Consider the following 11,101-nt stretch of genomic DNA (forward strand, 5'->3'; position numbering starts at 1 on the left):
AGAGATTGATGATGGATACCGTCCTTTACAATCCAGCAGCAACAGTGACCGCTCCGGCCCCTTGGGGGCGTGTACGCCGCAGCCGTTACGTGGCCGACCGCGCGCTCAAGGTCATCTGCACGCTGTTTACGCTTCTCGGTGCCTTCGTGCTCGGTTGGATCCTGCTGATGCTCGTCGTCGAAGGCATCGGCGGCCTCTCGCCTGCGGTGTTCACGGAAACGACGCCAGGCCCCGGCACAGCAGGCGGCGGCATCGCCAATGCCATCGTCGGCAGCCTGATCCTCACTGTTCTGGGTATCGTTGCCGCCACGCCTATCGGCGTGCTGGCAGGAACCTATCTTGCCGAATACGGCAAGACCTCGATGCTCGCGACGATCATCCGCTTCGTGAACGACATCCTGCTCGCAGCACCCAGCATTCTTATCGGCCTCTTCGTTTACATGCTGATGGTGCAGCCCATGGGCGGCTATTCCGGCTGGGCCGGCGGCGTGGCGCTTGCCATCATCGCGGTGCCAGTCATCGTGCGCTCGACCGAGGATATGCTGCGTTTGGTGCCTAGTTCCTTACGCGAAGCAGGGGCGGCGCTTGGCGCGCCCATGTCGACGGTCATCATGAAGATCAGTTGGAAAGCGGCTCGCGCCGGCATGGTCACCGGCGTCATCCTCGCCACGGCCCGTATCGCGGGTGAAACCGCACCACTGCTATTCACCGCGCTCAACAATAATTTCTGGTTCAGCCCGACGCTTATGGGCGGCGTGTCGAACCTGCCTGTCACGATCTACCAATTCGCGCTGGCGCCTTACGAGAACTGGCGTGAACTCGCCTGGGCTGGCGCCCTCATCATCACCCTGTCGATCCTGGCGCTGTCCGTTGTGGCGCGCCTGCTCTTGAAGAAGGATAAAGTCCGATGAGCAGCACGATTGCCGTCAACACGAGCAGCGCCATCGGGAATGCGGCGGCAGCCGACACGACTGTGCCGGTCCGTATCGCTGTGAAGAACCTCAATTTCTATTATGGTGATTTCCGCAGCCTGAAGGACATCTCCATCGACTTCTACGACCGACAGGTGACGGCGCTCATCGGCCCGTCCGGCTGCGGAAAATCGACGCTGCTGCGCACCTTCAATCGCATCTACAGTCTCTATCCGGAGCAGCGCGCCGATGGGCAGATCCTGCTCGATGGGCAGAACGTTCTGTCGCCTTCCGTGGACGTGAATGAGCTGCGCGCGCGTGTCGGTATGGTGTTTCAGAAGCCGACGCCCTTCCCGATGTCGATCTACGACAACATCGCTTTCGGCATTCGCCTCTATGAGAAGCTCCCTAAGAGCGAGCTTGATGGGCGTGTGGAGGAAGCCCTGCGCAAGGCGGCTTTGTGGGATGAGGTTAAGGACAAGCTGCGCCAGTCCGGCATGGGTCTCTCCGGTGGCCAGCAGCAGCGCCTGTGCATTGCGCGTACCATCGCGCAGCGTCCCGAGGTGATCCTGCTCGATGAGCCAACCTCGGCGCTCGATCCGATCTCTACCGGCAAGATCGAGGAGTTGATCGAGCAATTGCGCTCCGAGTTCACCATCGTCATCGTCACCCACAATATGCAGCAGGCGGCACGTATCTCGCAGTTCACCGCTTTCATGTATCTGGGCGAGCTCATCGAGTTCGGACCGACGACGAAGATGTTCATGAATCCGTCCAAGAAACAAACCCAAGACTACATCACGGGCCGCTTCGGCTAACAAAGTTCCCAGGGGAGACCTCCGATGGCGGAGCACATCGTCACTTCCTACGACAACGACCTGCAGGCGCTGCGCCGCCGCATCTCCGAGATGGGCGGTATTGCCGAGAAGATGCTGGTCGATGCGATCCAGGCGCTCGTACGTCATGATACGGCACTGGCGCAGAGCGTCATCGCATCCGACAAGCGCCTTGATGTGCTGCAGCGTGAGGTGGAGGAGAACGCCATTCTTACCATCGCCCGCCGTCAGCCCCTGGCGGTGGACCTGCGCGAAACGATTTCCGCCATCCGCGTCTCCGGCGACGTAGAGCGCATCGGCGATCTCGCCAAGAATATCGCCAAGCGCGCGCTTGCCATCGGCACCGATTTCCAGCCGCAGAAGATCGTTCTTGGACTCCAGCACATGAGCGATCTGGTGCTCGGCCAGCTCAAGGACGTGCTCGATGCTTACGCTCAACAGGACACTGTCCGCGCTCTCGACGTGTGGAAGCGTGACGGTGCCATCGACGCGCTCTACACCTCGCTCTTCCGAGAGCTTCTTACCTACATGATGGAAGATCCGCGTAATATCTCGTTCTGCACACATCTCCTCTTCTGCGCCAAGAATATCGAGCGTATCGGCGACCACACCACCAACATCGCCGAGACGGTGCATTATCTCGTGACCGGCGAGACGCTGGCCATTGACCGGCCCAAGAACGATCAGTCCATTGACATGAGCGTCGAGGCGGGAGCCTGAGAATGGGACCTCGCGTTCTGATCGTGGAGGATGAAGAGCCGTTGACGCTGCTCCTGCGCTACAACCTCGAAGCCGAGGGCTATGAGGTCGATAGCGTTTCGCGCGGCGACGAAGCCGAGATCCGCCTACGTGAGCAGGTGCCGGATATCGTGTTGCTCGATTGGATGCTGCCTGGTCTCTCCGGCATCGAGCTCTGTCGCCGCATTCGCGTACGCCCGGAAACCGAGCGTCTGCCTGTCATCATGCTGACCGCGCGTGGCGAGGAAGGGGATCGCATCCGCGGCCTCTCCACGGGCGCGGACGATTACATCGTCAAACCCTTCTCCGTGCCGGAACTGCTCGCCCGCGTGCGCGCACTTCTACGCCGCACCAAGCCGGCGCATATTGCAACGTTGCTGCGGGCCGGCGACATGGAACTCGACCGCGAGACCCATCGCGTGCGCCGCTCCGGTAAGGATCTTCATTTGGGACCCACGGAGTTCCGCCTGCTCGAATTTCTGATGCAGAGCCCCGGCCGCGTCTTCTCACGCGAACATCTGCTCAATGCGGTCTGGGGCCACGACGTCTATATCGACGAGCGCACGGTGGACGTGCATGTGGGCCGCCTGCGCAAGGCGATCAATATCCCGAAGATGCCCGACCCGATCCGGACCGTGCGAGGGGCAGGCTACTCTTTCGACGAGACCTTCGCTCGCTCCGATCAGGCTTTAAGCGCCGAGGGTTGATCACTCTTCCGGAAACGAGAAAGGCCCGCTGAGTTCAGCGGGCCTTTTCTATTTGGAAATCTGAGTTGCGCTTCAGGCGCGGGCCAGCTTGCGCTCACGCTTGCGGTCGGCCACCGGCTGGTAGGCGATGCGGGCGTGGTGGGTGCAATAGGGCAGGCCGGTGATGGAGCGGGCGCCGCAGAAGCGGAACTCCGGCTTCGTCGGATCCCCCATGGGCCAGCGGCACATGGACTCGCGCAGATCCATAATGGTCACGCGCTCGGACATCGGAATGGCCATATCCTCCTCAGAGGAAACTTCAACCACTTCCGCCACCGGCTGGAGCGGGATGGGCGCCAGGACGACATTGTTATGGGCCTGCGGGGCGATCGGCGTCGGGGCGCTGGGCGCGCGGGTCGCCTTGCGGGCGCGAGGAGCCGCGGGAACAGGCTTTGCGTCCTTGGCGCGGCCTGACAGGCCAAGGCGGTGAACCTTGCCGATCACCGCGTTGCGGGTCACGTTGCCGAGCTCGGCGGCGATCTGGCTTGCGCTCAAGCCATCGGTCCAAAGCTTCTTGAGAAGCTCGACCCGCTCATCGGTCCAAGTTGCGCCCGCATCTGTCATTTTTAAACCTTGCCTCCAACGTGGCCGCTCTCGTGAACCCAGAATCCCCTACACCTCGCGGACAGAGTATTGATGTCCGACCGCGTTGGGAGGGGTCACTCCTTGGGTGAAAGCCGCCGCACGAATGCCGTACTCGACTGCCCTGAAGTTACAGGATGGGTGGACTCGGGCGCAAGAGTCCCCGGCACCCCCCTGTCGTTTTCCCCAGGGAACTCTCCCAAGGGAAAATCTCCCTGTGATGGATCAGTTCATTTCTCTTGAATTGACAGGGTTCCGCACCTCGTTAGAATCCCCAGCGTGCCGCCCCGCTTGGGCGGCGCTTTCTTTTTCTGGGCTTCGGGCCAGCCTTAAGCTGCGACCTTGGGTCTCGATATGAGGCGGAGATAACCGTGACATCGCCATTGCTGCCTGTTTTTGCGCGTGCCGAACTATCCTTTGAGAAGGGGGAGGGCCCCTGGCTCTACGGCCGAGATGGACAGCGATATCTCGATTTCGGGGCCGGCATCGCCGTGAATGCCTTGGGTCACGCCCATCCTCATCTCGTGAAGGCGTTGACGGAGCAGGCCTCCAAGCTCTGGCACAGCTCGAACCTGTTCCAGATCCCGGAAGGCGAGCGCCTGGCCCAGCGGCTGGTGGAGAACACCTTCGCCGATGTGGTGTTCTTCTCCAATTCCGGCGCCGAGGCCAATGAGGCTGCCATCAAGATGGCCCGCAAGTATCATCATGCGGGCGGAAACCCTGAGCGCTTCCGCATTATCACTTTCGAGGGCGCCTTCCATGGCCGGACGCTTGCCACCATCGCGGCCGGCGGCCAGGCGAAGTATATTGAAGGCTTCGGCCCGAAGGTGGAGGGCTTCGATCAGGTGCCCCTCAACGATCTTGAAGCCCTGAAGGCCGCGATCACGCCGGAAACGGCGGCTTTGATGATCGAGCCGCTCCAGGGCGAGGGCGGCGTCCGCACGGTGGATAACGCCTTCCTGCGTGAGTTGCGCGCGCTCTGCGACAGCCAGGGCATCCTGCTGATCTTCGACGAGATCCAGACTGGCGTTGGTCGCACCGGCAAGCTCTTCGCCTATGAGTGGACGGGCGTGACGCCCGACATCATGTCGGTCGCCAAGGGTATCGGCGGCGGCTTCCCGCTTGGCGCCTGCCTTGCGACACGCGAGGCCGCTAGGGGTATGACTGCCGGAACCCACGGCACCACCTTCGGCGGCAACCCGTTGGCCATGGCCGTGGGCAATGCGGTGCTCGATGTGGTTCTTGCTCCCGGCTTCCTGAAAGAAGTCGAGCAGAAGGGCTTGCTGCTCAAGCAGCGCCTGGCCGAGCTGAAGGACCGCCACCCATCCGTCATCGCCGAGGTGCGCGGCTTCGGCCTCATGATGGGCCTGCGCACCGTGGTGCCCAATACCGATTTCGTCGCTGCGGCGCGCGCTCAGAAGATCATCGTGATCGGCGCCGGCGACAACGTGGTCCGGCTTCTGCCCCCGCTCATCATCTCCGATGCGGATATTTCGGAAGCCTTCAATCGTCTCGATGCCGCCTGCGCGGCCATGGAAGCTGAGAAGACAAAAGCTCAGCCGGGAGCAGCTTAAAATGAATACCCGTCACTTTCTTGATCTCAGCGATTTCTCAGGCTCGCAGATCCGCCACATCCTGAAGGTCGGCTCCGACATCAAGGCGAAGCGCCGCCGGGGTGAGCGCTCCAAGGAGCGCCCGCTCGAGGGCAAGACGCTGGCTATGGTGTTCGACAAGCCGTCTACCCGCACCCGCGTCTCCTTCGACGTCGGCATGCGCGAGCTCGGCGGCGAGACGCTGATGCTGACGGGCAAGGAGATGCAGCTTGGCCGTGGCGAGAGCATTGCCGACACGGCGCGGGTTCTCTCGCGCTATGTGGATGCCATCATGATCCGCACCCTTGACCATGCCATGGTGACGGAGCTGGCGCAGTATGCCTCGATCCCGGTGATCAATGGTCTGACCAAGACAACGCATCCGTGCCAGATCATGGCTGACATCATGACTTTCGAGGAGCATAACGGCTCCATCGAGGGCCGCACTGTTGCCTGGGTGGGCGACGCCAACAATGTGCTTGCCTCTTGGATTCATGCTTCGGCACGCCTAAATTTCGCTTTGAAGATCGCTTCTCCGCCGGAACTTGCCGTGCGACCCGAGCTTTTGTCCTGGGCAAAGAAAGAAGGAGCGGAGATCAGCGTGACGACCGATGCCTTCGAGGCAGCCGAGGGGGCGGATGCCATCGTCACCGATTGCTGGGTTTCGATGGGCGATGACGACGAATTCCGTCGCCATAACCTGCTGAAGCCCTATCAGGTCAACAGCAAATTGATGAGCGTGGCCGCCAAGGACGCCGTCTTCATGCACTGCCTGCCTGCCCATCGCGGCGAGGAAGTGACTGACGACGTGATGGACGGTCCGCAATCCGTTGTTTTCGATGAGGCCGAGAACCGGCTTCATGCACAAAAGGGCATCCTTGCGTGGTGCCTTGGAGCAGCAAACGCATGAGTTCAACTTCGTTCGAGGGCCATGACGATGTCGTTCTGCCGTTTTCGGTGGAGCCGCTCGACGTGCGCGGACGCGTAGTGCGTCTGGGTCCCTCCATCGATACCATCCTTGCCCGTCACGGCTATCCCAATCTGGTGGCTCGCGTCATCGGCGAGGCTGCCGCGCTGACAGTGATGCTCGGCGCATCGCTGAAGCTCGAAGGCCGCTTCCAGCTTCAGACGAAGACCGACGGCATCATCGACATGGTGGTCGTGGACTTCAACGCGCCGGACAGCCTGCGCGCCACGGCTCGCTTCGACCAGGAAAAGCTCGATGCTCTGGGATCGGGAGCGGCGAGCACGGGTGAGCTGATCGGCAGCGGTTATCTTGCCATGACCATCGATCAGGGCACGGAGCGCAGCCGCTATCAGGGTGTCGTAGCACTTGAAGGCCAGGGTTTCGAGGAAGCCGCGCATCAATATTTCCGCCAGTCGGAGCAGATCCCGACGCAGGTGCGTCTTGCCGTGGCCGAACAGTTCGAAGAAGGCCGTCATACCTATCGTGCCGGCGGATTGATGATCCAGTTCCTGCCGTCCTCGCCTGAGCGCATGCGCCAGGCGGATCTTCATCCCGGCGATATACCGGAAGGCCATGCTTCGAACGATCTTGGCATTCCATCGGAAGACGATGCCTGGGTCGAGGCGAAGTCGCTTCTGGCAACGGTGGAGGATCACGAGCTCATTGATCCCGCCGTGTCGAGCGAGCGGTTGCTCTATCGTCTGTTCCACGAGCGCGGTGTGCGTGTCTTCGAGGGACAGCACGTGGATGAGAAATGCACCTGCTCGCATGAGCGCATCATGGGCATGATGCGTCGTTTTTCGCCCGAGGATCGCCGCGACATGGTGGGCGACAACGGGCGCATCGGCATTACGTGCGAGTTCTGCTCGCGCTTCTACGATCTCGATCCTGCCGATGTGGAAGCCGAGATCGCGAAGACGGAAGCCTAAGCAAATCTTATTCCACGAAACGAAAATGCCCGGTCACAAGCCGGGCATTTTTTATTGCGGAGAATAATGATTTCAGGAATTGGCGCAGGTCGCCGCCAAACGACGCATGAAAGCGGCGCCCGCCTCAAACTGTTCCAGCGTGATGTATTCATCAGCCTGATGAGCCTGATTGATCGAGCCTGGACCGCAGACGACGGTGGGAATGCCGGCAGCCTGAAAATGTCCAGCCTCCGTTCCGTATGGAACCGTCTGCGTGCGGTTCTTGCCCACAAGGCGCAGTGCAAGTGTTTCTGCGAACGATCCCGTTTCCGGCGCAAGGCCGGGCACATGTGCATGAAGCTTCGTTTCGATGCGGCCAAATTTACCGAAACGATTGAGGCGCTTCAATGCGACGTCCTGCGCGAACTTCTCGAGCCTCTCCGGAATTTCGTTCGGGTCATGGCTTGGAAGAACACGGGTCTCCCAGTCGAAAGTGCACATCTTGGAGATGATGTTGCGAGCCGTGCCGCCCGAAACTGCGCCGACATGCACTGTTGTGTACGGAGGATCGAAGGGGCCATCCGGTTCCCTACGCTCCATCATCTCGTCACCGATGCGATTGAGTTCAGCAATCATGTCGGCCGCCGTCATCACGGCGCTGGCACCGAGATAGGGCTTCGAGGAATGCGCCTCCGAGCCATGCACCGTCGTGGTAAAGGTCAGCACGCTCTTGTGAGCATCCACCACTTCCAACATCGTGGGCTCGCCGACGATCACCGCTTTGGGAAGCGGCAGCTCGTGTCCGAACTTGCGAATGGTGTCGACGACGCCGAGGCATGTGGTCTCCTCGTCGTAGGAGAGCATGATGTGGATCGGCGTCTTGAGATCGGCGGCGATAAATTCCGGCACCAAGGCGAGAGCAAGCGCATCGAAGGCCTTCATATCGACCGCGCCGCGTCCATAGGCACGTCCGTTCTCCACGCGTAGCGCAAACGGATCCGAGGTCCAGTTCTGGCCAGCCACGGGCACCACATCTGTGTGGCCGGATAGCACGACGCCCCCCTTGTCCTGCGGGCCGATGGTGGCATAGAGCGCAGCCTTATCACCGCTTTCGTTCGGCACGCGGACATAAGGCACGTTCCAGCTCTGCAGATAGCTTTCCACGAACTCGATGAGGGCAAGATTGGATTTCGCGCTCTCGGTATCGAATGAGACCAGCTTCGCCAGCATTTCGAGCGGCGTCAGCCGCTGACCATTGAAAGACATGCAAACCTCAATGCAGCACGCGCTTGTTGCGCGGCATGTCGAGTGAAAAGGCGGGGATCTCGGCGTCGAAGGTTTCTCCGCTCGCCGTTTCCATCACATAGCTTCCCTGCATCGTCCCGCTCGGTGTCGTGAGCGGGCAACCGCTGGTGTAGCTGTAGCTCTCGCCTGGACCGAGTACAGGCTCTTCGCCCACGACACCCATGCCACGCACTTCCTGCACACGTCCCTGCTCGTCGGTGATGCGCCAATAACGGGCGCGCAACTGCACGCGCTCCAGGCCCAAGTTGATGATCTCTACCGTGTAGGCGAAGAAGTAGCGGCCTTGGTCGGGGGAAGATTCTTCCGGCAGATAGCGAGGCGTCACGGTCACGCTGATGCCGCGGGTAACGGCCTTATACATGAGTGGTCCCTTGAAGCCGGCAGTGAATTGCTCAGCCTTCGTGGTAAGACGGCCTTCGCGCGTCGTCAATCGAGGCGCGGCTAAAGAGATTGCAGGGTGGGGCTGAGCGAATGGAGGCTGTGTTCCTAGGCTCCTGCCTTGGCCGGTTAACCTTCACGAGCGCCTTCGGCTGCGCCGGATTGGCTTGGAATAGCTTTCGCGGCAAGAATAATGGGATGGATTGAGAATTCCGTTTCACGCCTTCAGCGGCTAGGCTAAGAACGCGCGTGAAACAGCAGGGCCCAGGAAAAGATCATGGTTGCGTTGAAGGATGGGATCCAATCGGCTGATGCCATCATGCGGCTGACAGAGGCGGGCGTGATCAAGCCACAGACGCCGTTCGCCTCCGATCAGGTTCAGCCTGCAAGCCTGGATTTGAGGCTCGGCCGCCGGGCCTATCGCGTCCGCGCCAGCTTCCTGCCGGGCCGCAACCATACGGTGAAGGACCGCCTGGACCAGCTCAGCTTCCACGAGATCGACCTGTCGGCGGGCGCCATTCTGGAAACGGGTAGCGTCTATATCGCCGAGTTGCAGGAAGGCCTTGCCCTGCCGGACGATCTTTCGGCCGCCGCCAATCCCAAGAGCTCCACAGGCCGTATCGACGTGTTCACCCGCGTCATTACCGATCGGAGCCAGGAATTCGATACAATCGGCGCAGGCTATTCTGGGGCTCTCTATGCGGAGATCTCGCCTCGCACCTTCCCAGTTCTGGTGCGCACGGGCACCCGCCTGTCGCAGTTACGCCTGCGCAAGGGGGCGGTGCGCTTGAGCGATGCCGAACTCCATGCTCTCCATCAGCGGGAGCGCGTTGTCACCTCAGCAGAGCCCTCGATCCAAGACGGGGTGGCCGTGAGTGTGGATCTGGCGGGTTTCGGCTCAGACAATCTCATCGGCTACCGCGCCAAGCGCCATACCGGGCTTGTGGACGTGGACAAGCCGGGGTCCTGCCGGATCGCAGATTTCTGGGAGCCTCTCTACGCGGATGCCAGCCGCACCCTGATCCTGGATCCCGGCCAATTCTACATTCTGGCCTCGAAGGAGGCCGTCCATGTTCCGCCGGATTATGCGGCTGAAATGGTGCCCTTCGATCCGCTCGTGGGCGAGTTCCGCGTTCACTATGCCGGCTTCTTCGATCCCGGCTTTGGCCATGCCGGCGCAGGAGGGGAGGGGGCTCGTGCGGTGCTCGAGGTCCGCTCCCGCGATGTGCCCTTCATCCTGGAGGATGGACAGATCGTCGGCCGCCTTGTCTATGAGCGCATGGCCGAGCGTCCCAATGTGCTCTACGGGGCAGGGGCAGGGTCCAACTATCAGGCTCAGGGCCTGAAACTATCGAAGCACTTCCGCTGACCCCTTGCGGAAGCGCAGCCAGGATCGATATGCTCTCAAGGAGCGCGGGCGTAGTTCAGAGGTAGAACGTCAGCTTCCCAAGCTGAATGTCGTGGGTTCGATTCCCATCGCCCGCTCCAATCCTTCCTTTTGATGCGGATCAAGGCGGTCTCTATCTCTCAGAGTAGGGTCGTTTAGCGGTTGTTAAGCATGCCTCTCCGGACAGGGAGGAAAAAGTGCGGAGCCGGCTTCAAAGGGTGTTGACAAAGCGTCGGCTAATCGACATATCCGCAGCCCCGCCGGATTTCAGATCCAGGCAGGCTTCATGTCAAAGACACCGCATCGGCGGTTTCCCTCGGGAGATCTAACGAATGCAGGGTCTGATCAGGGTCGTTGAAGATCTTGATCGACGGCACGAGCCGCTACTGCCAGCAAGTGGTAAGTCTAAGCGGCTCCTCTGACGGACAATCCAAGTCTTCGGGCGTCTAAAAGCGCTTGAGACTAAATAAGCGCAGAGATGCTCTCATCTCTGCGAACGATGAAGCCTCGCCCGAATACTGAAGGCTGGTAGGAACGAGATCTGACCTGACAAAAAACTTCAAAATTGTTGTTGACGTCGGAAACGGATTTCGCTAAACATCTCTTCATCGACGGCGTCTTGGGAACGGGGTGCCGGCATGAAGGGCTTCGGGCTCCTGGCGCTTCAGCGTGACGGGGTGATCGAGGTTCTTTGTCTTGTCTCTTCGAGGCGAGATTTGCTCTTTGACAAGTGAAGAAAGAAAGAGAAGCG

Annotated in this window: 11 protein-coding genes and 1 tRNA gene; 9 read left to right on the forward strand and 3 right to left on the reverse strand. The window is 60.7% G+C overall.

The annotated features are described in order from the left end of the window. Positions 1-11 precede the first annotated feature (11 nt). The 4 genes from pstA to phoB are packed head-to-tail and all read left to right on the forward strand — an operon-like array spanning position 12 to position 3,192. Positions 12-911 (forward strand): phosphate ABC transporter permease PstA, encoded by a 900-nt coding sequence (gene pstA / locus MJ639_RS15995; protein ID WP_243374942.1) that lies wholly within the window; start codon positions 12-14, stop codon positions 909-911. Then, a complete protein-coding gene (pstB, locus tag MJ639_RS16000) occupies positions 908-1,729 on the forward strand; it encodes a phosphate ABC transporter ATP-binding protein PstB (RefSeq protein ID WP_243374901.1) in 822 nt (273 codons plus the stop codon). Before pstA ends, pstB begins: the two co-directional genes overlap by 4 nt. A 24-nt stretch (positions 1,730-1,753) precedes the next feature. Further along, positions 1,754-2,467 carry a phosphate signaling complex protein PhoU gene (gene phoU, locus MJ639_RS16005; RefSeq protein ID WP_243374903.1) on the forward strand — a complete coding sequence of 238 codons (714 nt, stop codon included), beginning with the start codon at positions 1,754-1,756 and terminating at the stop codon, positions 2,465-2,467. A gap of 2 nt (positions 2,468-2,469) precedes the next feature. Then, on the forward strand, positions 2,470-3,192 hold the full coding sequence (gene phoB, locus MJ639_RS16010; RefSeq protein ID WP_243374905.1) for a phosphate regulon transcriptional regulator PhoB: 723 nt from the start codon (positions 2,470-2,472) through the stop codon (positions 3,190-3,192). Between the two features lie 72 nt (positions 3,193-3,264). Here phoB and MJ639_RS16015 read toward each other — a convergent pair whose 3' ends face one another. Next, positions 3,265-3,795, reverse strand: a complete 531-nt coding sequence (locus tag MJ639_RS16015) for a GcrA family cell cycle regulator (protein ID WP_243374907.1) — start codon at positions 3,793-3,795, stop codon at positions 3,265-3,267. A gap of 389 nt (positions 3,796-4,184) precedes the next feature. Between MJ639_RS16015 and MJ639_RS16020 the strand changes: the two genes are divergently transcribed. The 3 genes from MJ639_RS16020 to MJ639_RS16030 are packed head-to-tail and all read left to right on the forward strand — an operon-like array spanning position 4,185 to position 7,301. Then, positions 4,185-5,387, forward strand: a complete 1,203-nt coding sequence (locus MJ639_RS16020) for an aspartate aminotransferase family protein (RefSeq protein ID WP_243374910.1) — start codon at positions 4,185-4,187, stop codon at positions 5,385-5,387. A 1-nt stretch (position 5,388) separates the two neighbouring features. After that, a complete protein-coding gene (gene argF, locus MJ639_RS16025; protein ID WP_243374912.1) occupies positions 5,389-6,315 on the forward strand; it encodes an ornithine carbamoyltransferase in 927 nt (308 codons plus the stop codon). Beyond that, entirely contained in the window at positions 6,312-7,301 is a 990-nt protein-coding gene (locus tag MJ639_RS16030; protein WP_243374914.1) for an Hsp33 family molecular chaperone, read from the forward strand. Before argF ends, MJ639_RS16030 begins: the two co-directional genes overlap by 4 nt. 72 nt (positions 7,302-7,373) lie before the next feature. Here the strand turns inward: MJ639_RS16030 and argE are convergent, their stop codons facing one another. Together argE and apaG are read right to left on the reverse strand one after the other, a co-directional pair. Further along, positions 7,374-8,546 carry an acetylornithine deacetylase gene (gene argE, locus MJ639_RS16035; protein WP_243374916.1) on the reverse strand — a complete coding sequence of 391 codons (1,173 nt, stop codon included), beginning with the start codon at positions 8,544-8,546 and terminating at the stop codon, positions 7,374-7,376. Between the two features lie 7 nt (positions 8,547-8,553). Then, a complete protein-coding gene (apaG, locus tag MJ639_RS16040; RefSeq protein ID WP_243374918.1) occupies positions 8,554-8,946 on the reverse strand; it encodes a Co2+/Mg2+ efflux protein ApaG in 393 nt (130 codons plus the stop codon). A gap of 294 nt (positions 8,947-9,240) precedes the next feature. Between apaG and MJ639_RS16045 the strand changes: the two genes are divergently transcribed. Both MJ639_RS16045 and MJ639_RS16050 read left to right on the forward strand, forming a co-directional pair. Further along, complete coding sequence (locus MJ639_RS16045; RefSeq protein ID WP_243374920.1) at positions 9,241-10,332, forward strand: 2'-deoxycytidine 5'-triphosphate deaminase; 1,092 nt, start codon at positions 9,241-9,243, stop codon at positions 10,330-10,332. 44 nt (positions 10,333-10,376) lie between these two features. Further along, positions 10,377-10,451, forward strand: a tRNA-Gly gene (locus MJ639_RS16050). The last annotated feature ends 650 nt before the right edge of the window (positions 10,452-11,101 follow it).

Origin of the sequence: Microvirga solisilvae, from assembly GCF_022808595.1 — a bacterium.
GTDB lineage: Bacteria > Pseudomonadota > Alphaproteobacteria > Rhizobiales > Beijerinckiaceae > Microvirga > Microvirga solisilvae.